The 24,620-nt window shown below is 70.9% G+C and carries 22 protein-coding genes; 12 read left to right on the top strand and 10 right to left on the bottom strand.

The window, feature by feature from the left end; all coding sequences use genetic code 11:
- The first annotated feature begins 51 nt into the window (after positions 1 to 51).
- Complete coding sequence (locus ACFYW5_RS11835; RefSeq protein ID WP_389416785.1) at positions 52 to 462, top strand: pyridoxamine 5'-phosphate oxidase family protein; 411 nt, start codon at positions 52 to 54, stop codon at positions 460 to 462.
- Positions 463 to 614: 152 nt separating this feature from the next.
- Here ACFYW5_RS11835 and ACFYW5_RS11830 read toward each other — a convergent pair whose 3' ends face one another.
- Positions 615 to 953, bottom strand: coding sequence for a hypothetical protein (locus ACFYW5_RS11830; RefSeq protein WP_351984511.1), 339 nt, complete (start codon positions 951 to 953; stop codon positions 615 to 617).
- 312 nt (positions 954 to 1,265) lie between these two features.
- Here ACFYW5_RS11830 and ACFYW5_RS11825 point away from each other — a divergent pair, with 312 nt between their 5' ends.
- Together ACFYW5_RS11825 and ACFYW5_RS11820 are read left to right on the top strand one after the other, a co-directional pair.
- Positions 1,266 to 2,243 carry a helix-turn-helix transcriptional regulator gene (locus ACFYW5_RS11825; protein WP_389416784.1) on the top strand — a complete coding sequence of 326 codons (978 nt, stop codon included), beginning with the start codon at positions 1,266 to 1,268 and terminating at the stop codon, positions 2,241 to 2,243.
- A complete protein-coding gene (locus ACFYW5_RS11820; protein ID WP_389416783.1) occupies positions 2,240 to 3,238 on the top strand; it encodes a LuxR C-terminal-related transcriptional regulator in 999 nt (332 codons plus the stop codon). The genes ACFYW5_RS11825 and ACFYW5_RS11820 overlap by 4 nt, the downstream gene beginning before the upstream one ends.
- On the opposite strand, the gene ACFYW5_RS11815 is transcribed toward ACFYW5_RS11820, so the two are convergent.
- Both ACFYW5_RS11815 and ACFYW5_RS11810 read right to left on the bottom strand, forming a co-directional pair.
- Positions 3,192 to 4,238: a LuxR C-terminal-related transcriptional regulator gene (locus tag ACFYW5_RS11815; protein WP_389416782.1), complete on the bottom strand. Its 1,047-nt coding sequence runs from the start codon at positions 4,236 to 4,238 to the stop codon at positions 3,192 to 3,194. The genes ACFYW5_RS11820 and ACFYW5_RS11815 overlap by 47 nt on opposite strands.
- A 95-nt stretch (positions 4,239 to 4,333) precedes the next feature.
- Complete coding sequence (locus ACFYW5_RS11810; protein WP_389416781.1) at positions 4,334 to 5,440, bottom strand: sugar ABC transporter substrate-binding protein; 1,107 nt, start codon at positions 5,438 to 5,440, stop codon at positions 4,334 to 4,336.
- A gap of 259 nt (positions 5,441 to 5,699) precedes the next feature.
- On the opposite strand from ACFYW5_RS11810, the gene ACFYW5_RS11805 reads away from it, so the two are divergent.
- Positions 5,700 to 7,124, top strand: a complete 1,425-nt coding sequence (locus tag ACFYW5_RS11805; RefSeq protein ID WP_389416780.1) for a PA14 domain-containing protein — start codon at positions 5,700 to 5,702, stop codon at positions 7,122 to 7,124.
- 69 nt (positions 7,125 to 7,193) lie between these two features.
- On the opposite strand, the gene ACFYW5_RS11800 is transcribed toward ACFYW5_RS11805, so the two are convergent.
- The 5 genes from ACFYW5_RS11800 to ACFYW5_RS11780 all read right to left on the bottom strand — a co-directional run bounded on the left by ACFYW5_RS11800 (position 7,194) and on the right by ACFYW5_RS11780 (position 12,460).
- Entirely contained in the window at positions 7,194 to 7,643 is a 450-nt protein-coding gene (locus ACFYW5_RS11800) for a heat shock protein transcriptional repressor HspR (protein ID WP_389416779.1), read from the bottom strand.
- A gap of 6 nt (positions 7,644 to 7,649) precedes the next feature.
- Entirely contained in the window at positions 7,650 to 8,828 is a 1,179-nt protein-coding gene (gene dnaJ, locus ACFYW5_RS11795) for a molecular chaperone DnaJ (protein ID WP_389416778.1), read from the bottom strand.
- 24 nt (positions 8,829 to 8,852) lie between these two features.
- On the bottom strand, positions 8,853 to 9,506 hold the full coding sequence (gene grpE, locus ACFYW5_RS11790) for a nucleotide exchange factor GrpE (RefSeq protein WP_389416777.1): 654 nt from the start codon (positions 9,504 to 9,506) through the stop codon (positions 8,853 to 8,855).
- Positions 9,503 to 11,347 (bottom strand): molecular chaperone DnaK, encoded by a 1,845-nt coding sequence (gene dnaK, locus ACFYW5_RS11785; protein ID WP_389416776.1) that lies wholly within the window; start codon positions 11,345 to 11,347, stop codon positions 9,503 to 9,505. Before dnaK ends, grpE begins: the two co-directional genes overlap by 4 nt.
- Positions 11,348 to 11,440: 93 nt before the next feature.
- The gene (locus ACFYW5_RS11780; protein ID WP_389416775.1) at positions 11,441 to 12,460 is read right to left on the bottom strand and encodes an MraY family glycosyltransferase; all 1,020 of its coding nucleotides are present in this window, start codon (positions 12,458 to 12,460) and stop codon (positions 11,441 to 11,443) included.
- A gap of 206 nt (positions 12,461 to 12,666) precedes the next feature.
- Here ACFYW5_RS11780 and ACFYW5_RS11775 point away from each other — a divergent pair, with 206 nt between their 5' ends.
- Together ACFYW5_RS11775 and ACFYW5_RS11770 are read left to right on the top strand one after the other, a co-directional pair.
- Complete coding sequence (locus ACFYW5_RS11775) at positions 12,667 to 14,934, top strand: (Fe-S)-binding protein (RefSeq protein WP_389416774.1); 2,268 nt, start codon at positions 12,667 to 12,669, stop codon at positions 14,932 to 14,934.
- A gap of 103 nt (positions 14,935 to 15,037) precedes the next feature.
- Positions 15,038 to 15,325 (top strand): zinc-ribbon domain-containing protein, encoded by a 288-nt coding sequence (locus tag ACFYW5_RS11770; protein WP_389416773.1) that lies wholly within the window; start codon positions 15,038 to 15,040, stop codon positions 15,323 to 15,325.
- A gap of 17 nt (positions 15,326 to 15,342) precedes the next feature.
- Here the strand turns inward: ACFYW5_RS11770 and ACFYW5_RS11765 are convergent, their stop codons facing one another.
- On the bottom strand, positions 15,343 to 15,693 hold the full coding sequence (locus ACFYW5_RS11765) for an SCO4225 family membrane protein (protein WP_389416772.1): 351 nt from the start codon (positions 15,691 to 15,693) through the stop codon (positions 15,343 to 15,345).
- Positions 15,694 to 15,773: 80 nt separating this feature from the next.
- Positions 15,774 to 16,109: an SCO4225 family membrane protein gene (locus tag ACFYW5_RS11760; protein WP_389416771.1), complete on the bottom strand. Its 336-nt coding sequence runs from the start codon at positions 16,107 to 16,109 to the stop codon at positions 15,774 to 15,776.
- A gap of 210 nt (positions 16,110 to 16,319) precedes the next feature.
- On the opposite strand from ACFYW5_RS11760, the gene ACFYW5_RS11755 reads away from it, so the two are divergent.
- The 6 genes from ACFYW5_RS11755 (at position 16,320) to ACFYW5_RS11730 (ending at position 24,594) form a co-directional block, all read left to right on the top strand.
- Positions 16,320 to 17,594 (top strand): FG-GAP repeat domain-containing protein, encoded by a 1,275-nt coding sequence (locus ACFYW5_RS11755; RefSeq protein ID WP_389416770.1) that lies wholly within the window; start codon positions 16,320 to 16,322, stop codon positions 17,592 to 17,594.
- 190 nt (positions 17,595 to 17,784) lie between these two features.
- A complete protein-coding gene (locus tag ACFYW5_RS11750) occupies positions 17,785 to 19,257 on the top strand; it encodes an FG-GAP and VCBS repeat-containing protein (protein WP_389416769.1) in 1,473 nt (490 codons plus the stop codon).
- Positions 19,258 to 19,319: 62 nt separating this feature from the next.
- Positions 19,320 to 20,738 carry an FG-GAP-like repeat-containing protein gene (locus tag ACFYW5_RS11745; RefSeq protein WP_389416768.1) on the top strand — a complete coding sequence of 473 codons (1,419 nt, stop codon included), beginning with the start codon at positions 19,320 to 19,322 and terminating at the stop codon, positions 20,736 to 20,738.
- 32 nt (positions 20,739 to 20,770) lie between these two features.
- A complete protein-coding gene (locus ACFYW5_RS11740; protein ID WP_389416767.1) occupies positions 20,771 to 22,105 on the top strand; it encodes an FG-GAP and VCBS repeat-containing protein in 1,335 nt (444 codons plus the stop codon).
- 29 nt (positions 22,106 to 22,134) lie between these two features.
- Positions 22,135 to 23,571: an FG-GAP-like repeat-containing protein gene (locus tag ACFYW5_RS11735; protein WP_389416766.1), complete on the top strand. Its 1,437-nt coding sequence runs from the start codon at positions 22,135 to 22,137 to the stop codon at positions 23,569 to 23,571.
- 51 nt (positions 23,572 to 23,622) lie between these two features.
- Positions 23,623 to 24,594 carry a Yip1 family protein gene (locus ACFYW5_RS11730; RefSeq protein WP_389416765.1) on the top strand — a complete coding sequence of 324 codons (972 nt, stop codon included), beginning with the start codon at positions 23,623 to 23,625 and terminating at the stop codon, positions 24,592 to 24,594.
- Positions 24,595 to 24,620 lie beyond the last annotated feature (26 nt).

Genomic DNA, 24,620 nt, shown 5'->3' with positions numbered 1-24,620 from the left:
AGGTGGGACCCGAATAGTGCCGGGAGGTTCCGGCGGCTAAGTTCCGGCGGCATGAGCTATTCCGTGGACCCGGGTGCCCCCGACGAGCCGTATCTCAGCTTCTGGCGGGAGCGGCACCTGTGCACGCTGACGACGCCGCGCCCGGACGGCAGCCCGCATGTGGTGCCGGTCGGGGTGACGTACGACCCGGAGGCGGGTCTGGCCCGGGTGATCACGAACAGGACGAGCGCCAAGGTGGCCCATGTGCTGGCCGCCGGGCCCGCCGGGGCGCGGGTCGCGGTGTGCCAGGTGGCCGGGCGGCGGTGGGCGACGCTGGAGGGGCGGGCGCGGGTGCGCACCGAGCCGGAGCGGATCGCGGAGGCCGAGCGGCGCTACGCCGAGCGCTACCAGCGGACGCCGGCGCCGAATCCGGCGCGCGTGGTGATCGAGATCGAACTGGAGCGGGCCATGGGGCGCGGCTGACCGGGCGCGACGGACGGTTTTCGGCCAGCACGGGATCAGGCGGATAACCAGACATGTCCCGCAAAACTGCAGCGGCGTCACCGTGTTCAGGTCACGGTGACGCCGCTGCGGGGGGAAGCACCTGAGCGATCTGTTACGACGGGGGAATCGCGTCAGGCACTGCGGGGGGTGGCTGAGATGGTCCGGTCCACCGGGACCTCCGGGTCCACCAGTTGCTCGTGGTCCCGCTGGTCCAGGTTCACAAAGATCATTCCGTATCGGATGGCACAGCGCACCGGCTGCGGCGCCCCCCGGGGCCGTCGCAGACACCGGTAGGCACGCAGGTCCTCGTCCTCGTCCCGGGTGACGACGACCGGTTCTCCGAAGACAGTCACCATCAGCGAGTCACCAGGGTGGGGGATGGCGGTGACCAGATCGATGAAGTGCCAGCCGGAGCGGTAGGCGGTGGCCATCTCGCGACGGAAGGAGCGGTCGTCGGGTGGGGTCGTCACGTCAGCTCCACGCGCTGTCATCCGTGTGGACAGGAGTATCGCCCCCAGCCGCGCCGGCGGCCGGACTCGACCAGGCACTGTCACCGTTCACACCCGAGAGCCCACTCAGCGATCCGAAGGCCACAACGGCGGAGAAGGCGGCGACAAGTACCGAGCGAAGCATTCTCTTACGCATAGTCGGCTTCGTCCTCACTTGAAGGTCCCCTCTTCCCCCGTCGGATAAGACGATGGCTCATTCGGGCACGTCATGGCCACACGATCGGTGCATCATGTTCCTGCATGTTCAGGACCCTGGGGGGTGGAGATTTAGCAATGAATCGGACTAAAGCGACGCATCCCCACGCTGTGACGGAGCTGTGCGAGGAAGGCGGTCGTCTTTACGCGAACGCGTTGCGCATGGGACGTATCGCCCGCTCGGACACGGAATCCGCCCCGTGCCTGATGGAGTTCGCCCTGCTCCACCCCGACCCCGACGACGCGAGCTGGCTGCGCCCGGTGCCGCCCGCGGTCGCCCTGGCACAGCGGCTCAATCCCATAGAGCGGGAGATCACCGAGCACCGCCGGCTCTCGATCGAACTGGCCAACGCTTTCGAGCCGTTCATGGCCCTCAGCGCCCAGGGCGCGGCGTCCACCCACTCCATCACCGTATTGGAAGGCCTCGACCGCATCAACGCGGCGCTCGACCTGGCCATCGCCCAGTGCCAGAACGAGATGCTCACCGTCCAGCCCAGCCACCGGCACCCCGAGCGCCGGCTCGTCGAGGCGCTGGAGCGGGACAAGCTGCTGATCGAACGCGGGGTACGGATCCGCACCCTCTACCAGCACACCGCCCGCTACAGCCCCGAACGGCTCGCCTGGGTCGACCACTTCGCCGACGGCAAGGCGGAGTACCGCACCATCGACGAACTGGTCGAGCGGCTCATCATCTGCGACGAGGCGGTCGCCTTCATCCCCATCCGGGACGACCGGCAGGTCGCCCTGGAACTGCGCCACCCCGGCCTCGTGGGCTACCTCATCAAGGTGTTCGAGTTCATGTGGAGCCGCGCGGTCCCGCTGAGCGCCGGCGCCCCCTACGAGGCCGACCCGGACGGCATCACCGACATCCAGCACTCCATCGCCAAGCTGCTCGTGGAGGGCCATGTCGACGAGGCCATCGCCCGGCGCCTGGGCATGAACGTCCGCACCTGCCGGGCCCACATAGCCAAGCTCGCCAACGCCCTCGGCAGCGGCAGCCGGGCCCAGCTCGGCTACCTCATCGCACAGTCCGGGATCCTGGACCGCGAGCAGTGAACGGCACCGGGCACCCCGAACACGGCGTGGACGAGCTGTGCGCGCCCGGCGCACGCCTGTACGAGTACGCCCTGCGGCACGGCCCGATAGGCGCTCAGGAGGCCGCCCAGGCCCCTTGCCTGGTCGATGCGGGGCTGCTCCAGCCGACCGTGGGGGACATCGGCCTGCTGGAGCCGGTCGCCCCGGCCACCGCCCTGCACCGGCTGCTGCGCGCCTCCGCGGAACGCGTCGCCGAGGAGCGCCGGCGCGAACTGGCCCTCGCGGAGACCTTCGAGGCCTGGATGCGGATCGACGGCCGGCACGCGGCCGACGACCGGCAGCCGCTGATCGAGGTGATCGGCGGCAAGCGGCGCATCAACGATGTCCTCACCGAGGCCATGGCCGAGGCCGAGCGCGAAGTGCTCAGCATCCAGCCGCACACCAGTTACGGCTCCCGCACCAACCCCGCCACCCACCTCGCCGCCATGGCCCGCGACCAGGACCTGCTCGACCGCGGCGGCCGCATCCGCACCCTCTACCCGCACACCCTGCGCCACTCCCCCCAGGTCATGGCGCGGTACGAGGAACTGGTGGGCGATGTCGAGGCGCGCACCCTGGACGAGGTCACCGACCGGCTGATCTGCGTGGACCGCACGGTGGCCTTCATCCCGGCGAACGCCGACGCCACCCACGCCCTGGAGATCCGCCACCCGGCCCTGATCTCCTACTTCGCCACCACCTTCGACCGGCTGTGGCAGCTGGCGACGCCGATGTACCCCGAGGCGGTCCAGCAGCCGACGCTCAACGGCATCACCCCGCGCCAGCGCGCCATCGCCCGGCTCCTGGTGGAGGGCCACACCGACACCGCCATCGCGGACCGGCTCGGCATGAACGTCCGTACCGCCCGGGTGCACATCGCCAAGCTCGCGGCGACGCTCGGCAGTGAGAGCCGGGCCCAGCTCGGCTATCTCATCGGGCGGTCGGGGATCCTCGGCCGGGAACACCGGGAAGGCTGACCGGTCCGAGGCCGCCCGGCCGGGGCGGTCCGTCCAGGCCGGCCTGGGCGATCCGGACGCCGAGCTGGGTACGGCTGGCCGCGCCGAGCGTCTCCGAGAGCCGGGCGATATGGGCGCGGCAGGTGCGGACGCTGATGCCGAGGCGCTCGGCGATCACCGCGTCCTGATGGCCCTCGGCGAGCAGGGCGGCGATGGACCGCTCCCGGGAGGAGATGCCCTCGATGCCGGTCTCGGGCAGCGGCGCGGTGAGCGGGATCGCCAGGCGCCACAGCCGTTCGAAGACCGTCACCAGGTACTGCACGAGCGCGGGGTGGCGCAGCTCCAGGGCGAGGGTGCGGTCGGCGTTGGCGGGGATGAAGGCGACCGTGCGGTCGAAGAGGATCAGCCGGTCGATGACCTCCTCCAGGGTGCGCGCCTCGACCGTGTCGCCCATCAGCTCCAGGTAGTTGAGCAGCCCCTGCCCGTGCCGGGCCACATGCGTGTACAGGTCGCGCATCCGCACCCCGCGGGCGCGCAGGGCCATCGCGCGGTGCAGGCCCTCGGTCAGCTCGTGCTCGGGGCGGATGCCGCCCGGCTGCACGGTGAGCACCTCGGTGGTGCAGGCGTCGGTGGCCTCGTCCATCGCGGCCTGGATCCGGGACAGCCCGTCCAGGACACGGATCGCGCTGCCCTCCGCGGGGCCGTTGTGCGGCTGCGGGCCGAGCCCCGCGTACCACTCGAAGGCGGCGACCGCCGAGCCCATCCGCCGCTGGCTGGTGCTGACCTCGTCGTACACCCCGCGCAGCAGCCGGGTCATGACCTCCTGCGGAGAGGTCGGCACCAGCCAGGCCATGTCGTCGGGGTCCGGGTGCAGCAGCGCCAGTTCCAGCAGGCAGGGCACCGCCTCCGCGTCCTCGCGGGGCACACGGCCGCGCCGTACGGCCCGGGAATACACCCGATCCCCGGCCTCGCACAGTCGGTCAGCACCGTGTGGATGCCCGTCCGTCCCGTGCCCGGCCATCGTCCATCCCACCCCCGGTTCCAGCGTCTTCCGCAGCGCAAACTATGCGCGGACGGGACGTGGTCCGCAACACGCCTCGGCGGCCCCGGCGGTGGTTACGTGAGCCCGATCTCGTCGCACGCCGCCTCGTACTTGGCGGCGCAGATCTCGGAGAGCTTGTAGATGCCGTCCTCGACGACGGTCTCCTTGATGTTCTCCCGCGTCAGCGCGACCACCGGGACGAGCTGGGCGGGGATGTCCTGGGTGGTGGGGCTGTCCACGCGGTCCGCGGTGAGCGAGTCGAACTTGATGTCCTTGCCCTGGATCCTGGCCACGGCCATCTCGGCGGCGGCCTCGGCCTCCTCCGGGTAGGACTTGTACACGCTCATGTACTGCTCGCCGGTGACGATCCGCTGCACGGCGTCGAGTTCGGCGTCCTGGCCGGTGATCGGCGGCAGCTCGGTGACGCCCGCGGCCTCCAGGGCCTTGATGACACCGCCGGCCATGCCGTCGTTGGCGGAGTAGACGGCCGCGATGTTGGCGGCGCCGATCTCCTCGATCGCCTCGGCCATGTTGGCCTCGGCGTTCTCCGGCTTCCAGTCCTTGGTGTCGTAGGACTTGGCGATCGTCACCTGGCCCTGGAGCTCGGAGAGCGCGCCCGCCTTGAACTGCTTGGCGTTCGGGTCGGTGGGCGAGCCGTTCATCATGACGATCTTCGTCGAGGTGTCGACGTCACCGCCGAGCTCGGCCATCAGGGAGCGGCCCTGCACCTCGCCGACGAGTTCGTTGTCGAAGGAGATGTACGCGTCGATCGGGCCCTCGGCCAGGCGGTCGTAGGCGATGACCGGGATGCCGGCGTCCTTGGCCTTCTGCACGTCGGTGGCGATGGCCTGGGAGTCCACCGCGTCCAGCAGGATGACGTCGACCTCGTCGTCGATCATCTTCTGCATCTGCCGGCTCTGATTGGCGGCGCTGGCGTCGGCGTTGGCGTACGCGACCTGGCCCTTGTTGTCAGTGAGCTCGGCCACCTTGGCCCGGATGATGGGGTGGTCGAACTTGTCGTAGCGGGTGTTGGCCTTCTCCGGCAGGAGGAGGCCCACCGTGATGTCGTTCCCCTTGGTCGGGCTCGCGTCGGCGCTGTCTCCCGTCACTCCCAGGGCGCCGCAGGCGGAGAGCGAGAGGGCCATCGAGGACGCGGCCAGACATATGGCGGTACGACGCATTGGGGAGCTCACTTCTGGTGCCTTCCGGACGAGGGCGCAGCATTGCGACCCAGGTGACTGAAAAGCCAACGCGGCGGTGCCATCCCGCGTCAAGCGGAATCACTTAACGAGTGCGCAACACCACGCTCCGCTTGGCTTGTGAAGGTATGGCGGAACCCCCTCCAAACAGCCGTTACGACCCCTCCGTACAACCAACCCGCCTCCTCGCGGGTCGTGATCACGACAGCCGTCCCATGGCTGCCCTACCTCAGAGGACCGAATGAACCCAGCCAGAAGCACGGCCGCCGCGACCGTGCTCGCCACCGCGGCGGGCCTGCTCGCCGCCGTCGTCACCCCCGCCTCCGCGGCGGTCAGTTGCACCTCCCCCGTCTTCAAGCGGACGTTCTACGCGAACACCACCTTCTCCGGCACCCCGAAGAAGACGGACTGCGACAGCGTGATCGACCAGAACTGGGGCACGGGCGCCCCCGCGTCCGGGCTGCCGTCGAACAACTTCGGCGTCCGCTGGACCGTGACCCGGGACTTCGGCTCCGGGGGGCCGTTCACCCTCAGCGCCTCCGGCCTCGACGGCATCCGGGTCTACCTGGACCCCGGCACCGAGAACGCCCGCAAGATCAGCCTGTGGACGAACACCTCCACCACCGTCTCCAAGACCGTCGACGTCACCATCCCCAAGGGCAAGCACACCCTGCGCGTCGACTACGTCAACTGGACCGGCTCCGCCAAGGTCAAGTTCGCCTACACACCCCGCACTTCGGCGAGCGTCGACAAGGTCGGCCCGCTCACCCCGGCGGGCGCCGCGGCGACGTACGACCAGACCACCGGCAAGGCGAAGGTGACCTGGGCGAAGAACAAGGAGATGGACCTCGCGGGGTACCGGATCTACCGGCGCGCCAAGGGCGGTGCGTATCCCGGCACTCCGCTGGCGACGACGACGTCGACGTCGTACACCGACTCGACCCTCCCCGTGACCGGGGCCGCCTACGAGTACGCCGTCCACGCCTACGACAAGGCAGGGAACGTGTCGCCGAAGACCGCTTCCCTCGCCGTCACGACGGCCGACCGGACGGCGCCCGGTGTGCCGGGCGGGCTGAGCACCGCTTCCGAGATGGACGGGCTCCGGGTCAGGTGGACCACCGTCACGGGAGCTGCCTCCTACCGGGTGTACCGGGCGGCGACGGCGGACGGGACGTACACGCGGGTCGGCGGCACTGCCGAGGGCTCCTTCGTGGACTCCTCGACCGAGGAGGACGCCACCTACTACTACCGGGTGAGCTCGCTCGACGCGGCAGGAAACGAGTCCGCACGGTCCGCGGCCGTCAGCGGCGAGGGCCCGGACCTCACCCCGCCGTCCGCGGTGACCGGGGTGACCGTCGTGCCGACCGAGTACGGCTTCCACGTCAGCTGGGACCCCAATCCCACGCCCGATCTGGCGCGTTACGTCGTCCGCCGGGGTGAGCTCTGGGGCGACGAGGAGGAGCGCGTGTGTTCCCTCTACCCGGGCTACTACGTGTCCGCCGGCACCACCTCGTACCAGTACGAGACCGTCCCGGACGGTGAGGAGTCCTGCTTCATCGTCGACGCCGTGGACGACGACGGGAACTCGTCCTTCCAGTGGACCGGCGAGGCGCAGATCGTCGTCGCCACCGAACTGGACCTGACGACACCCGACTCGGCGCCATGAGAGAACCGGCATGAGAAAACCGGGCCCACCGCGGTGGGCCCGGTTCCTTCGTGCGCTTGCGTGCCGCGGTCAGTCCGACTGCTGCCGCTTGGGCCGCCACACCACCAGCGCGCTGGTCTGCTGGACATCCTGATACGGCACCAGGTCGCGGCGGTACGACGCGTGCACCGCGGCTTCCCGCTGCTGCATCGCCGTGGCCGCGCCGTCCAGGGCCGACTGGAGTTCGGCGACCCGGTTCTGCAGGGCCGCCACCTGGTTCTCCAGCTCGATGATCCGCTTGATGCCGGCCAGGTTGATGCCCTCGTCCTGCGACAACTGCTGCACCTGGCGGAGCAGTTCGATGTCGCGGGCCGAGTAGCGCCGGCCCCGTCCGGCGGTGCGGTCCGGGGAGACGAGGCCGAGCCGGTCGTACTGGCGCAGCGTCTGCGGGTGCAGACCGGAGAGCTGGGCCGCCACCGAGATGACGTAGACCGGGGTCTCCTCGGTCAGCTCATACGGGTTGCGTCGACGGCCGTCCATCTGGCATCAAGCTCCCTTCGCGGACTGGAACAGCTCCGCCCGCGGATCCTCACCCGCGGTCGCCTCGCGATACGCCTCCAGTGCGTCCCGAGCCTTCCCCGTCAGGTCCTTCGGGACACTCACCTCGACGGTGACCAGCAGGTCCCCGCGGGTGCCGTCCTTGCGGACCGCGCCCTTGCCCCGGGCCCGCATGGTGCGGCCGTTGGGGGTGCCGGGCGGCAGCTTCAGGGTGACCGGCGGTCCGCCCAGGGTGGGCACCCTGACCTCGCCGCCGAGGGCCGCCTCCGGATACGTCACCGGGACGGTCACCGTGAGGTTGTCGCCCTTGCGGCCGAACACCGGGTGGGTGTCCACATGCACCGTGACGTACAGGTCTCCGGCCGGGCCGCCCCGCTCACCGGGCGCGCCCTTGCCGCGCAGCCGGATGCGCTGGTTGTCGCTCACCCCGGCCGGGATGCGCACCTGCATGGTCCGCGACGACTTCGCGCGACCGCTGCCCTTGCAGATCTCGCAGGGGGTCTCCGCGATCAGACCGCGGCCCTTGCAGTCCGGGCAGGGGTCGGTCAGCGAGAAACCGCCGCCGGAGCCCCGGGCCACCTGTCCGGTGCCGACACAGGTCGGGCACACCCGCGGGTTGCCGTTCTTGTCGCCGGTGCCCGAACAGGCCTTGCACGGAGACTGCGAGGACATCCTGAGGGGCACGGTCGCGCCCTCGATCGCCTCGGTGAAGGTGAGCGTGACCTCGGTGTCGATGTCCTGGCCGCGCCTGGGCTGGACCCGGGTGGTACCCGAGCCGCCCCGGTTGAACAGGCCCCCGAAGACGTCACCGAGTCCGCCGCCGAAGCCGCCGGCTCCCTGGCCGCCCTGGGCGGCGCCGCCGAAGAGGTCGCCCAGGTCGAAGTTGAACGAGCCGCCGCCCGCTCCCGGCCCCGGACGGAACCCGCCGTTGCCGAAGAGGGCGCGGGCCTCGTCGTACTCCTTGCGCTTCTTGGGGTCGCCGAGGATGTCGTTGGCCTCGGAGATCTCCTTGAAGCGCTCCTCGGCCTTGGTGTTGCCCTTGTTGGCGTCCGGGTGGTACTCGCGGGCGAGTTTGCGGTACGCCTTCTTGATCTCGGCCTCGGTGGCGTCCTTGGGGACGCCGAGGACCTTGTAGTAGTCCTTCTCGATGAAGTCCTTGGTGCTCATCCCCGACGTCCCTCCTTCCCGTGATCAGCCCTCTTCAGAGCTGCTGTCCTTCTCCTCGCCGGCCTCGGACGCCTCCTCGGCCTTCACCGTCTGCGCGCCCGGCTGCGGTTCGGCGACGGCCACCCGCGCGGGGCGGATGGTGCGCTCGCCGATGCGATACCCCGGCTGGAGGATCGCGACGCAGGTCGTCTCGGTGACATCCGGCGCGTAGCTGTGCATCAGGGCCTCGTGGATCGTCGGGTCGAAGGGCTCGCCCTCCTTGCCGAACTGCTGCAGACCCATCTTCGCCGCGACGGTCTCCAGCGACTCCGCGACGGACTTGAAGCCACCGACGAGCTCGCCGTGTTCCCGGGCGCGGCCGATGTCGTCGAGCACCGGGAGGAGTTCGGTCAGGAGGTTCGCGACGGCGATCTCCCGCACCGTGATCCGGTCCCGCTCCACGCGGCGGCGGTAGTTCTGGAACTCGGCCTGGAGCCGCTGGAGGTCCGCGGTGCGCTCTTCGAGCGCCTTGCGTACCTGGTCCAGCTGGGCCGTCAGACCGGCGATCTGGTTTGCGTCCCCGGCCGGGGCCGCCCCCTCGTCGTCCGACGGGGTGGCGGCCTGCGGCTCGGCGTCGTCGGGGGTCGCGCCGGAGGGGACGTCGGGCTTCTCCTCGAAGCCCGGGGTCTCCTCGGTCACGCGGCACCGTCCTTGCGCTCGTCGTCGACGATCTCGGCGTCGACGACATCGTCGTCGGCCTTCGGGGCCTCGTCGCCGGCGGACGGGCCGCCCGCGGCCTGGGCGCCCTGGGCGTCGGCGTACATCGCCTGGCCGAGCTTCTGCGAGACCGCGGCGACCTTCTCGGTGGCGGTGCGGATCTCGGCGATGTCCTCGCCCTTGAGCGCGGCCTTCAGCTCCTCGACGGACGCCTCGACCTCGGTCTTGATCTCGCCCGGGACCTTGTCCTCGTTGTCCTTGAGGAATTTCTCGGTCTGGTAGACGAGCTGCTCGCCCTGGTTGCGGGTCTCGGCGGCCTCGCGGCGCTTGTGGTCCTCCTCCGCGTACTGCTCGGCCTCCTGGCGCATGCGGTCGACCTCGTCCTTCGGCAGCGAGGAGCCGCCGGTGACGGTCATCTTCTGCTCCTTGCCCGTGCCGAGGTCCTTCGCGGTCACGTGCATGATGCCGTTGGCGTCGATGTCGAAGGCGACCTCGATCTGCGGGACGCCGCGCGGGGCGGGCGGCAGACCGGTCAGCTCGAACATCCCGAGCTTCTTGTTGTACGCCGCGATCTCGCGCTCGCCCTGGTAGACCTGGATCTGCACGGACGGCTGGTTGTCCTCGGCCGTCGTGAAGATCTCGGAGCGCTTGGTCGGGATCGTGGTGTTGCGCTCGATCAGCTTGGTCATGATGCCGCCCTTGGTCTCGATGCCGAGGGACAGCGGGGTCACGTCGAGGAGCAGGACGTCCTTGACCTCACCCTTGAGGACACCGGCCTGGAGGGCGGCACCGATGGCGACGACCTCGTCCGGGTTGACGCCCTTGTTGGCCTCGTTGCCACCGGTCAGCTCCTTGACGAGCTCGGCGACGGCCGGCATACGGGTCGAGCCACCGACGAGAACGACGTGGTCGATCTCGGAGAGGGCGATCCCGGCGTCCTTGATGACGTTGTGGAACGGCGTCTTGCAGCGCTCCAGCAGGTCGGCCGTCAGCTGCTGGAACTGAGCCCGGGTGAGCTTCTCGTCCAGGTGCAGCGGGCCCTCGGCGGACGCCGTGATGTAGGGCAGGTTGATCGAGGTCTCGGTGGAGGAGGACAGCTCGATCTTGGCCTTCTCGGCGGCCTCGCGCAGGCGCTGCAGGGCCATCTTGTCCTTGGCGAGGTCCACGCCGTGACCGGACTTGAACTGCTGCACCAGGTAGTCGACGACGCGCTGGTCCCAGTCGTCACCACCGAGGTGGTTGTCGCCGTTGGTGGCCTTTACCTCGACGACGCCGTCACCGATCTCCAGCAGGGACACGTCGAAGGTGCCGCCGCCGAGGTCGAAGACGAGGATCGTCTGGTCGTCCTTGTCGAGGCCGTAGGCGAGCGCCGCCGCGGTCGGCTCGTTGACGATGCGCAGGACGTTCAGACCCGCGATCTCACCGGCCTCCTTGGTGGCCTGGCGCTCGGAGTCGTTGAAGTACGCCGGGACGGTGATGACCGCGTCGGTCACCTTCTCGCCCAGGTAGGCCTCGGCGTCCCGCTTCAGCTTCTGCAGGATGAAGGCGGAGATCTGCTGCGGGTTGAAGGGCTTCCCGTCCAGCTCGATCTTCCAGTCGGTGCCCATGTGGCGCTTCACGGACCGGATGGTCCGGTCCACGTTGGTGACCGCCTGACGCTTGGCCACCTCGCCGACGAGCACTTCGCCGTTCTTCGCGAAGGCGACGACGGACGGCGTGGTCCTGGCGCCCTCGGCGTTGGTGATGACGGTGGGCTCGCCGCCCTCCAGAACGCTGACGACGGAGTTAGTCGTGCCCAGGTCGATGCCGACCGCACGTGCCATGGTTGATCCTCCAGCTGACTTGAGTGGAACGGACTCAAGTGTGCATGACCCGCCCCTCCCGGTCAACAGACCTGAGTCACCAGGGCTCAACTCTTATCCGTTCCTTACACGCAACTGCGGCCTGACCTGCATAGAAGCCGTGGGACGAGGGCGCGCCCGCTTGACTTTCAGCAGCAGGAGTACGGCGAGCAAGGCGACGCCGCCCACCCACAGCGCCGCCGACGCGGCGATCCACCCCAGGTGCACCAGCACCCCGACGAGTACTCCGCCGAAGGCGCCCGCACCGAGGAAGACGGCCGCCCCCTGCGCGGTGAGCCCGAGCCGCCGCAGCCGGTGGGCGAGATGGTCGGGCCCGCCGCGCAGCACCGGCCGCCCGGCGAGCCGGCGCGCCGCGACCACCAGGACGACGTCGGCGCTCGCGACGGCGGTGAGGGCGAAGAGCGCCCCCGCGCTGGCGGAGCCCTCGTACCCGGCGCGGGTCAGCACGGCCGCCGAGGCGAGCAGGAACCCGGTGAACAGGGAGCCGCAGGCGCCGAGTCCCACGCGCGCGGGGGGCCAGTTGTGCATGAGGAACCCGGTGAGCGCGGCGGCCAGCACGCTCAGCAGCACCGCGAGCCCGTCCATCACCTCGGCCGCCGCACAGACGCCCACCCCGAAGGCGGTGACCACGGCCACGGTCCCGGCGAGCGCGTCCGCGTGATCGAGCGACCGGAAGGCGAGCGTCACGCCCACGATCCAGCCGACGGCGGCCAGACCGCCCAGCACCCCGGTCTCCTCGTACGGCACCGCACAGGCCGCCGCCACGGCCGTACCGCCCACCAGGAACCGCGCCTTGACCCGCCGCACGTCGGCGACCAGGCCGAGCGCGGCGACCGCCGCGGCCGCGACGAGCAGCCGGGCGATGTCCGAGCCGAGGGGAGCGAAGCCCGTCCGGTCGCCGGTCACCGCGACCAGACAGGTGACGAGCACGACGGCCACACCGCCGCCCAGCGGCAGGGCCCGCCGGCACCGCCGGTCCAGCAGCCCCAGGCGCAGGAAGGGAGCCCGGACCAGGGCAGTGAGGACGGCGGAGAGGAGCAGGGCGGCGGTGGCGGCGGCGATCCCGTAGAGCACGGCTCTAAATTAGTGCCATATGTACTAATTTGGCGTGAATAACACGATCGGTTCTTAAGGCAACCCTCAGCGACACAGATCACCGAGGCGCTGACTACAGTGCGACGGAGGATGGGGGTAGTCTCAGACGGACTGCATAAGTTACCGCTTAGTAATACCGCTAAGTGTCCTCCCCGAAGAAGCTCGCAGGCCCGAGGAGCCCCGAAATGCAACTCGCCGCGATCATCGTGTCGATGGTCCTCATGGCAGTCGGCGTCGCCCTGTTCGGCCGTGCCATCCTGCAGATCGTCCGCTTCATGATGCTCGGCCAGCCGCTCCCGGCGGGGGCCCGGACCGACGACCCCGTCCTGCGGACCGTCACCGTGGCCAAGGAGTTCCTCGGCCACACCCGGATGAACCGCTGGGGCATCGTCGGCATCGCGCACTGGTTCGTGGCGATCGGCTTCTACACGCTGCTGCTGACCATCGTGAACGCCATCGGCCAGCTCTTCCAGGCCGACTGGCTGCTGCCGGTCATCGGCGAATGGGCGCCGTACAACGTCTTCGTCGAGTTCATCGGCACCATGACGGTCCTCGGCATCCTGGTGCTGATCGTCATCCGGCAGCTGTCGCGGCCGGGCAAGGCGGGCCGCAAGTCCCGGTTCGCGGGCTCCAACACGGGCCAGGCGTACTTCGTCGAGGCGGTCATCCTCACCGTCGGCGTCTGCATCTTCATGCTGCACGCGCTCGAGGGCGCCCAGCACCACGTGGACAGCTACGAGGCCTCGTTCTTCATCTCGTACCCCGTGGTCTCCGCCCTGGAGGGCCTGGACCTCTCCACGCTCCAGAACCTCACCTACTTCTTCGCGGCCCTGAAGATCGCGGCCTCCTTCATCTGGATGATCACGGTCGCCCTGAAGACCGACATGGGCGTGGCCTGGCACCGCTTCCTGGCCTTCCCGAACATCTGGTTCAAGCGCAACGCCGACGGCGCCACCTCGCTGGGCGCGCTGCTGCCGATGACCTCCGGCGGCAAGCCGATCGACTTCACCGACCCCGGCGAGGACGACGTCTTCGGTGTCTCCCAGGTCGAGCAGTTCTCCTGGAAGGGCCTGCTGGACTTCTCCACCTGCACCGAGTGCGGCCGCTGCCAGTCGCAGTGCCCGGCCTGGAACACCGGCAAGCCGCTCTCCCCGAAGCTCCTCATCATGTCGCTGCGCGACCACGCGCACGCCAAGGCGCCGTACCTGCTCGCGGGCGGCGGCAAGACGATGGAGGGCGAGGAGAAGGCATCCGAGGAGCAGCTGGCCCAGGTGCCCGCCGCCGCGCTGGCCGAGGCCGAGCGCCCCCTCATCGGCACCGCCGAGGAGAACGGCGTCATCGACCCGGACGTCCTGTGGTCCTGCACCACCTGCGGCGCCTGCGTGGAGCAGTGCCCGGTGGACATCGAGCACATCGACCACATCGTCGACATGCGCCGCTACCAGGTGATGATCGAGTCGGCGTTCCCGTCCGAGGCGGGCACGATGCTCAAGAACCTGGAGAAGAAGGGCAACCCCTGGGGCCTGGCCAAGAAGCAGCGCCTGGAGTGGACGAAGGAAGTCGACTTCGAGGTGCCGGTCGTCGGCAAGGACATCGAGGACCTGTCCGAGGTCGAGTACCTGTACTGGGTGGGCTGCGCCGGCGCCCTGGAGGACCGCGCCAAGAAGACCACCAAGGCCTTCGCGGAGCTCCTCCACATGGCGGGCGTCACCTTCGCCATCATGGGCGGCGACGAGAAGTGCACCGGTGACTCCGCCCGCCGCCTCGGCAACGAGCCCCTGTTCCAGGAGCTCGGCATGGAGAACGTGGCCGCGCTGAACATGGCGTTCGGCGAGGATGACGAGGACGAGGCGACCAAGAAGCCGAAGTCGGCCAAGAAGATCGTCGCCACCTGCCCGCACTGCCTCAACACGCTCGGCAACGAGTACCCGCAGCTCGGCGGCGACTACGAGGTCATCCACCACACCCAGCTGCTGCAGCACCTGGTGGACGAGGGCAAGCTGGTCCCGGTGACCCCGGTCGAGGGCATCATCACCTACCACGACCCCTGCTACCTGGGCCGCCACAACAAGATCTACACCCCGCCGCGCGAGATCATCGCCAACGTCCCCGGCCTGCGCAACGAGGAGATGCACCGCCACAAGGAGCGGGGCTTCTGCTGCGGCGCCGGTGGCGCGCGGATGTGGATGGAGGAGCGGATCGGCAAGCGCATCAACAACGAGCGTGTGGACGAGGCGCTGTCCGTGAACCCGGACATCGTCTCGACGGCCTGCCCGTTCTGCCTGGTGATGCTGACCGACTCCGTCAACGGCAAGAAGAACGAGGGCAAGGCCAAGGAGTCGATCCAGGTCGTCGACGTCGCCCAGCTCCTGCTGGAGTCCGTGAAGACCCCGGCCGACCCGGAGGACGCCGCGGAGACGGAGAGCGAGCCGGAGCCGGAGCCGGTGAAGTAACGGCCGCCGCGCTACGCCGGACGCCCCCTGCCCGCCCGGGTGGGGGGCGTTTGCCGTGATGGCCCACACTGGGACCAAGGAACCGATCCGGGAAGGCTGCGGCATGATCATCTTCGGTACCAAGGGCTACCTGTACCAGCTGGCGATACTCACCCTGATCTGCGCCCAGTGCGGCAACCCCGCCGCGCACACGCTGCGCAAGCGGGTCACCAAGTTCACGCTCTTCTTCGTGCCGCTGTTCCCGGTCTCGACGAAGTACGCCACTCAGTGCACCTTCTGCGGCGCCGAGCAGAAGGTGACGAAGGAACAGGCCGAGCAGCTGCAGGCGCAGGGCGCGGGGGGCGCCGCCCAGCAGTACGGGCAGCCGCAGCAGCAGCAGCCGTACCAGTGACGCCCCAGCAGTGATGCTCAGGCCGCCGGGCGGGGCTGCGGGACGCGCACCCGGCGCACCAGCAGTCCGAGCACGGTGGCGTTGACCAGTCCGGCCGCCGCCGCTGCCGCGCTGAAGACGGCCGGGCCTAGCCACTCCACCGCCTGCACGGGCGTCGTCACCAGCAGGGCGAGGAAGCTGAACGGCGCCGTGGTGATCAGCGGATAGATGCCGGCGAAGCCCGGGTCCGGCGAGAGATAGGCGGCGTACAGGAAGAACCCGACCGACGCCGCGACCAGCGCGAGATACCCGCGCGAGAGCCAGTTGTCGGTGGCGGGGGCCAGCAGGGCGCGAAGACGGCGGGGGCGGGGGCGGGAGGAGCGCTCCATGGCTGTGTCCTTTGTCTGGCGGGTGCGGGTGGTCGGGGCGATCGGGATGGTCGGTGCAGCCGGGGCGGTCGTCGCCGACTTCACGCGTGCCGCGCTGCGCGGCTGTCGCGGATGTGGTGGCTGAGCGTGCCGACCGCGGCCGCGTTGACCAGTGCGGACAGCAGCAGCCATCCGGCCGAGAAGGACAGGGCGAGCGCCTGGGCCGGTCCGCCGCCCTCGGTGCCCGGGCCGAAGGGGAGGGCGATCGTCATGGTGGACAGCGGCGCCGTGAGCAGCAGATGGGCCGAGGCGAAGAGGCTGTCCGGGAAGACGAACGCGGCACCGAGCGAGGCCGCGCAGACGCCCAGATATCCCCGGGCGGGCCAGCTGTCCGTGGCGAGCGCGAGCAGCCGGCGCGGGCGGGAGTCCTTCGGCATGGTCAGTCCCCTGAGATCGTCGTCCGTGGTGCGGTGAGATCCACAGTGGCCCGACGGGCGCGGCCGGACATGAGTACGCGTACCTAGCGGCAGGGTGGGGCGTACCCACCCCACCCCTGTCGCCCTCGCTCGAACACATGCATCATGTCGAGGTCGTTGCCAGTGATGCTGACGAGGTGAGCGGTGCGCGTGCGAAGCAGCGGGACCTGTGTGGCTGCCCTGTTCCTGCTCGCCGCCTGCGGGCCCGCCCCGGACACCGATGCCCCGGCCACCGCGGCCCCCACCCGGACTCCCTCTCCGTCGGTACGGGCCGCCGACGCCCCGGCCGTACTGCCGGTCCCGCGCGGCGACGGCAGCCGCACCCCGGACGACTTCAACGGCGACGGCCACCGCGACCTCGTCCTCGACGAACTGGCCAGGCCGCAGCCGCACGCCGACGACCCGGGCATCGGCATCGTCTACGGCGGCCCCCGCGGCCTCCTCCCCGGCGCCCGCCAGCTCCTGAGCCCCGCGGAACACGCCGCCGCGACCGACGGCCGGCTCCCGGCGCTGTTCGAGGCGGAGACCGGCTGCGACCTGGACGGCGACGGGTTCACCGACCTCGTCATCGCCACCGACCCGCCCTACGACGGCCAGGGGCAGCCGCCGGTCCCGCTCCAGTTGCTCTTCGGCTCGCCCAGGGGCCTGACCGGCAAGGGCGTCGTCCTGGTCGTCCCCGCCCGGGCCCGCGTCGGCAACGACTGGCCGGACCGGCCGGTGTGCGGGGACTTCGACGGCGACGGCGCCGAGGATCTGGTCCTGCACGCCTCCGGCGGCCGGCTGAGCTTCCTGCGCGGCCCGTTCAGCCGCGAGGGCGCCCCCGAGGCCGCCGCCGCCCCGATCGCCGCCCCCGGCAACCTCCCCACCGGCCCGGCCGCCGACGTCGACCTCGACGGCGACGACGACCTGCTGATCCGTACCGCGGAGGGCTCCGGCCCCTCCACCGTGGTCCTTGGCGGCCCCGAGGGCCCGACCGGCGCCGGCGCCGCCCTGCCCGCCGGGATCGACGTCGCCCTCGGCGCCTTCGGCGAGGGCAAGGCGCTGGACGCCGCCGTCGGGACCATGGGCGAAACGTCCCTGCACTACGACCTCCCCACCACCGCCCGCGCCGCCCTCGCCTCCGCCGGTTCGATGCTCGACGCCGCCGACTTCGACGGCGACGGGCTGAGCGAACTCGTCTCCAGCGGCGCCCGCCTGCGGCTCTTCCCCGGCCGTACGGCAGGACTGTCGACCCGGGGCATGGTCACCGTCGAACCGGCCGCGTCCGGCACCACCCGTGTGGTGTCCGTCGCCGACCTCGACGGCGACGGCCGGGCCGACCTGACCGTGCGGACGTACGCGAGCGAGACGCGCGACACGGTGGCCGTGTATCCGGGCACGGAACAGGGCCTGGTCGCGCGGGAACCGGCGGTCACCTTCTCGACGGCCGCGTTCCTGAGCCGCTGACGCTCGGGCGGCTCACAGGTGGTTCAAAAATTTACCGAACGCACGTACAACCCTTACGCATCAGTGCGGGTCTCTTGATCGCCGACCGAGACGTGAATCGCGGGACAACTCCCGGCGAACGCGACCGGCCGCACCCCATTGACTGCGGATGCCCCGCCAGGCATCCCCCGCATGCAGCAGGAGAACCCGCATGCACCAGACGCTGCGACTCGCCCTCGCGACGGCCACCGCCGCCGCTCTGACGGGCGGGCTGCTCACCTTTACGGCCGCCACCGCGACGGCCGCGGACTCCACCGCCGTCGCCCAGGCCGACTTCAACGGCGACGGGGTCGGGGACCTCGCCTTCTCCGCGGAGGGCGCCTACGTCAGCGGCAAGAAGGGGGCGGGCCAGCTGGTCGTCCTCTACGGCTCCGCCACCGGGGTCACGTCCACCAAGCGCGCCACCGTCAGCCAGAACACCACCGGCACCCCGGGCACCGCCGAGGCCGGCGACCACTTCGGCCACGACACCGCCTACGCCGACTTCAACGGCGACGGCTACGACGACATCGCCGTCGGCTCGGCCGGCGAGGACATCGGCGGCGACACCGACGGCGGCAGTCTGGCCATCCTGTGGGGCTCGGCCTCCGGGATCACCGGCAAGGGCGTCACCGTCGCCGACCCGGCCCCCTCCTCGCACGACCGCTGGGGCGAGAACCTCGCCGCCGGGGACTTCGACGGCGATGGCAAGGCCGATCTGGCCGTCGGCACCAACACCGCCACGGTCCACGTCTTCAAGGGCGGTTTCTCCGCCACCGGCACCGCGGGCGGCCGCTACACCGTCAAGCCCCCGATCATGGGCTCGGACGCGGGCGGCCCGATGAACCTGACCGCCGGCGACGTCAGCGGCGACGGCCGCACCGACCTGGTCGTCGACGGCTTCGAGACTCAGACCGAGTACGGCTGGAACCGCAACTACTACCTCCCCGGGTCCACCAGTGGCCTGTCCACGGCCGGCATCAAGACCATCAAGCCCGGTGTGATCACCGCCATCGGCGACATCGACGGCGACGGCTTCGGCGACATCGTCAGCGGCGCGTCCTGGAACCCCACCCTCGGCGACGGCACGACCGTCCCCGACTCCGGCAAGGGCGGCAAGGTCTGGGTGACGTACGGCACGGCCACCGGTCCCGGCACCGCCACCGGCATCACCCAGGACACCGGCAACGTCCCCGGCACCGCCGAGGGCAACGACTGGTTCGGCCACGAGCTCGACCTCGGCGACATCAACGGCGACGGTTTCCTCGACCTCGCCATCGGAGTCGCGGGCGAGAACATCGCCGAAGCCGCGAACACCGGCGCGGTCACCATCCTCTACGGCACCGCCGACGGCCTGAACACCGGCTCCGGCGCCCAGTCCTTCGCCCAGAGCACCGCGGGCGTGCCCGGCACCGACGAGGACGACGACTTCTTCGGCCTGGACGTCAAGCTCGACGACCTCACCGGCGACGGCCGCGCCGACCTGGCCGTCGGCTCGGGCGAGAACGCCTACAACGGCGCCGTCACCTACCTGCCGTCCAACGGCACGAAGATCACCACCACCGGCTCCCGGGCCATCTCGCCGAGCACCTCGGGCGTCTCGACGACCGGCACGCCGTACTTCGGCGCGAACTTCGCCGACTGACCCGCCGTACCCCCCCTTGGGCCCGCACCCGACGGTGCGGGCCCCCCGACTGGAGTCCCCTCTTGCGCACTCTCGTGATCGCCGCCGCACTCACCACCGGCGTGCTCACCGTCCTGCCCGCGACCCCCGCCGTCGCCGCCCCCTCCGGGCTGGCTAGCGACTTCAACGGCGACGGCTACCGGGACATCGCCATCGGCGCCATGGGCGCCGACGTCGGCTCGGCGAGCAGCGCCGGTGCCGTGGTCGTGCTGTACGGCTCGTCCTCGGGCGTTCCGTCCACCAAGAAGACCGTGATCACCCAGAACTCCACCGGAGTTCCCGGCACCGCCGAGTCCGACGACCGCTTCGGCGCGAGCCTCGCCACCGGCGACCTGAACAAGGACGGCTACGCCGACCTGGTCGTGGGCGCCGAGTTCGAGAGCATCGGCACCCGCAAGGGCGTCGGCAGCGCCACCGTCATCTGGGGCGGTTCCGCGGGCCTGACCGGCGGCTCGGCGCTGCCGCAGCCCCCGGCGGAGCAGCTCGCCGAGTGGGGCGGCTACTCCCGGGGCGTCGCCACCGGCGACTTCGACGGCGACGGCGACACGGACGTCACCGCCACCGGCCAGACCCACACCCACCTCTACCAGGGCCCCTTCACCCGCACCGGCACCCCGGTCGGCCACTCCGGCGTCTACGAGCTGGGCACGACGTACGAGGTCGTCGCGGGGGACCTGACCGGCGACGGGAAGGCCGAGCGCGTGTACCCGTTCGCGCACGACGGCGACGTGGGCGGCGACATCCGCTACTTCCACCACGACCTCGGCGGCTGGGACCAGCACCCCGAGTCCGACTACGCCATGGTGGCCCTGCCGAAGGCCGACGGCTCCCTCGGCGCGAGCGGCGACATCAACGGCGACGGCTACGGCGACCTCGTCCTCGGCGACCACGCGGGCCCCGCCGCCCCCAAGGGCGGCCGCATCACCGTCTGGTACGGCGGCCCGAACGGCCCCGACCCGCAGCAGACGCCCACCGTCGTCCACCAGGACACCCCGGGCGTGCCCGGCACCGACGAGGAGGCCGACCTGTTCGGCTCCGCGGTCGACGTCGGCGACATCAACGGCGACAAGTACGCCGACGTCGTCGTCGGCGCCTGGGGCGAGGACATCGGCTCGGCCCGCGACGCCGGCTCGGTGACCGTCCTGTTCGGCTCGGCCACCGGACTGCGGACCACCGGCGCCAAGTCGTACACCCAGAACACCGCGGGCGTGCCCGGCTCCGCCGAGACCGGCGACGCCTTCGGCATGTCCGTCCGGCTGCTCGACCTCGACAAGACCGGCAAGGCCGACCTGGTGACCGGCGCGGGCTACGAGAACAGCAACGGCTCCGTCACCTACCTGCGCGGCACCGCCTCCGGCCTGACCACCACCGGCGCCAAGTCCCTCACCGCCGCCGGCGCCGGCCTCAAGGGCTCGACGTTCGGCTGGGACCTCGCCAGGTGACCCCACCCCGAGCCCGTCAGGAGACCTCCGTCATGTCCCGACGCACCGCCACCGCACTCGCCGCGGCCCTCCTCGCCACCGGCGTCACCCCGCTGTTCCTCACCGCCCCCGCCGCGGCGGCCGTCGCCAAGCACTACGACGACTTCAACGGCGACGGCCACCGCGACGTGGCATACGGCGGCTACAACGGCGTCGGGCAGCACGGTGGCACGGTCACCGTCGTCTACGGCACCGCGAACGGCCTCGACACCGCGCACCCGAAGGCCATCCACCAGGACACCGCCGGCATCCCCGGCACCGACGAGGACGGCGACCGGTTCGGCGACTCCCTCGCCGGCGCCGACCTCAACAAGGACGGCTACGCGGACCTGGTCGTCGGCAACCCGACCGAGGATGTGAGCAGCCACCAGTACCGCGGCTCGGTCACCGTCGTCTGGGGCTCCGCCTCCGGCCTGTCCGGCGGCACCAGCCTGGTCCTGAAGTCCGGCGCCCAGGGCCACTTCGGCCGCGACCTCGCCACCGGCGACTTCAACGGCGACGGCTCGCCCGACCTCGCGGTGGTCGGCGGCGGCGAGACCTGGTTGTACCGGGGCGGCTTCAGCAAGTCCGGTACGACCGGCGCCGTCAGCGAGATCGACAAGGAAGGGGCGGGCTGGTACTCGTACAGTCTCGCCGCCGGAAAGGTCAACGGCGACGGGCGGACCGACCTGGTCGTCCTCGGCGAGCAGTTCGTCGACGGGCAGCCCGTCGAGCGCGCCTGGTACCTCAAGGGCGCCTCGGGCGGCCTGACCTCCGGCCCGTCCAAGACGGTCACCGCGACGACCGCCGCGATCGGCGACTTCGACAAGAACGGCTACGGCGACATCGCCTTCGGCAGGCCCGACTCCCACGACGGGAAGGGCTCCCTCCTCGTCTGGCTCGGCACGTCCGCCGGCCCGAGCGGCTCGGCGATGTACAACCAGGCCACCACCGGTGTCTCGGGCAGCGCCGAGGCGGGCGACAACTTCGGCTACGCCCTCTCGGCGGGCGACGTGAACGGTGACGGCTACCCGGACCTCGCGGTCGGCGTCCCGCACGAGGACGTCAGCGGCAAGGAGGACCAGGGCGGGGTGACCCTGTTCCACGGCGGCCCCGGCGGCCTGGACGGCCTGCGCTCCGCCTGGATCCCGCAGACCGTGAACGGCCCCGCGGACTCCCATGCCTCCTTCGGCCACACCCTGCGCCTGCGCGATGTGACGCACGACGGCAAGGCCGACCTGGGCATCGGCGCCGCGAACACCTCCCTGGTCCTGCGCGGCACCACGGCCACCCCGACGGCCACCGGCGCCTTCGTCCTGCCGGAGCTCGGCGGAACCTTCGCGGACTGAGGCCGCTCTCCCTTCACGAACGGAACCTGATGCACAACAAGACGGCTCTCCTCCTGGCCACGGCCCTGACCACCGGTCTGCTCTGCGCCCTCCCGGCCGGCTCGGCCGCCGCCGCGCCCTCGGGCCTGTCCGGCGACTTCAACGGCGACGGCTACCGCGACCTCGCCATCGGCGCACCCCTGGCCAAGATCGGCACCAAGTCGAACGCCGGTTACGTCGGGGTCGTCTACGGCACCGCGAGCGGCCTCGACACGACCAAGCGCCAGATCATCAGCCAGGCCACCACCGGCATCCCCGGGACCCCCGAGTACGGCGACTCCTTCGGCGACCGCCTCACCACCGGTGACCTGGACGGCGACGGCTACACCGACATCGTGGTCGGCGTGCACGGCGAGCGGATCGGCACGACCGACGAGTACGGCGCGCTGACGGTGCTGTGGGGCGGGGCGAGCGGGATCACCGGCGGGACGGACATCAGCTCGCCGCTGCCGGAGCACCGCAACGAGCTCGGTTGGTCCGTCGCCACCGGCGACTTCGACGGCGACGGCGACACCGACCTGGCCGCGGCCAACCTGGCGCTGCCCGAACTGAACATCGTCGAGGGCCCGTTCACCCGCACCGGCCAGGCCGCGGGACTCACCGGCATCGACACCTACGAGCGGACCGGAGTCACCACCGACCAGATCGCCGCGGGCGACGTCACCGGCGACGGCAGGACCGACCTGCTGGTCATGGGTTACGAGGACATCACCGACGGCGTCCGCACCCGCGGCGTCCTCTACAAGGGCTCCGCCTCGGGCCTGGTCCCGGGCAGCAAGGTCGCGGGCGGCTACGCGGCGGCCATCGCCGACGTCAACAAGGACGGCTACGGCGACATCGTCACCGGCAACTTCTCGGAGAAGTCCACCGACGAGCCCAACGGCGGCCTCGGCGGCGCGATCACCGTCACCTACGGCGCGTCGACCGGCCTGAGCACCCGCACCCCGGCCCGCTTCACCCAGGACACCACGGGCGTGCCCGGCACCGCCGAGAAGAACGACCGCTTCGGCTGGAGCGTGGCCGCGGGCGACACCAACGGCGACGGATACCAGGACATCGCGGTCGGCGTGGCGGACGAGTCCCTGGGCTCGAAGGCCGACGCGGGCTCGGTCGTCGTCCTGCGCGGCTCCGCCTCCGGCCTGACCGGCACCGGAGCCAAGTCCTTCTCCCAGGACACCACCGGCGTCCCCGGCACCGCCGAGTCCTACGACTACTTCGGCGACTCGGTCTTCCTCACCGATGCCGACCAGGACGGCCGCGCCGAGCTGATCGCGGGCGCGCGGGGCGAGAACGACGGCGCGGGCGCGGTGTGGGTGCTGCGCGGCACCTCCACGGGTACGACGGCGACCGGCGCGAAGTCCTTCAGCAGCACCACGCTGGGGGGCCCGTCGGGCACGACGTACTTCGGCACCGTACTGAAGGGTTGAGCCGCCGGTCCCTGACCCACCCCCCAAGTCCCCCGTAGGGTCCCTTAGGGGATGTCACAGCTCGGCCGCAAAGCCGGGCCCGGAAGCCCGGGCCCGGCACGCCACTCTCCGGGACCAGGTACGTTCGAAGACGTGGCTGGATTCAGGATCGGACGCGGCGGCCGGGACAACCGGGCCCCGCAGGCGCGAGGGCAACAACCTCCGTACGGGCAGCAGGGGCCGTCGCAGGGCTACCCCCCGCCGCCGCAGCAGCCGTACCACGGCGGCTACGGCGGTCAGGGCCATGGCCAGGGCTACGGCGGCCAGGGCGGCGGCTACGGCGGTCAGGGCGAGCCGGAGTACTTCGGCGACGGCGGCGCACACCACCCGCAGGGCCCTGACCCGTACGCGGCGAACAACCCTGGCCACACGCAGGCGTTCTCGATCCACGAGGACCCCTACTCCCAGGGCCAGACCTACCACGCCGGCGCGGCCCCGGTCGGGCCCCGCCTGCACTGGAAGGACCTCCTGAGGGGCATCGTCCTGTCCCCCGCGAGGACGTTCCTCCAGATGCGGGACTACGCGATGTGGGGCCCCGCCCTGGTCGTGACGTTCCTCTACGGCCTGCTCGCGGTCTTCGGCTTCGACGGCGCTCGTGAGGACGCGATCAGCGCGACCCTGTCCAACGCGGTCCCGATCGTGCTGACCACGGCGATCGCGATGGTCCTGTCCGCCTTCATCCTGGGCGTGGTCACCCACACCCTGGCCCGTCAGATCGGCGGCAACGGCGCCTGGCAGCCGACGGTCGGCCTGTCGATGCTGATCATGTCGCTGACGGACGCCCCGCGCCTGGTGGTCGCCATGTTCCTCGGCGGCGACGCGGCCTTCGTGCAGGTCCTCGGTTGGGCGACCTGGGTCGCGGCCGGCGCCCTGCTGACGATGATGGTCAGCCGCTCCCACGACCTGCCGTGGCCGAAGGCGCTGGGCGCGTCGGCGATCCAGCTGGTGGCGCTGCTGTCGATCGTGAAGCTGGGCACGTTCTAGGACGCATGCAGGACGAACGCGGAAAG

Source organism: Streptomyces sp. NPDC002779, from assembly GCF_042888685.1.
Classification (GTDB): domain Bacteria; phylum Actinomycetota; class Actinomycetes; order Streptomycetales; family Streptomycetaceae; genus Streptomyces.
The sequence above is the reverse complement of the archived record's forward strand: the minus strand, read 5'-3'. Positions and strand labels throughout refer to the sequence as shown.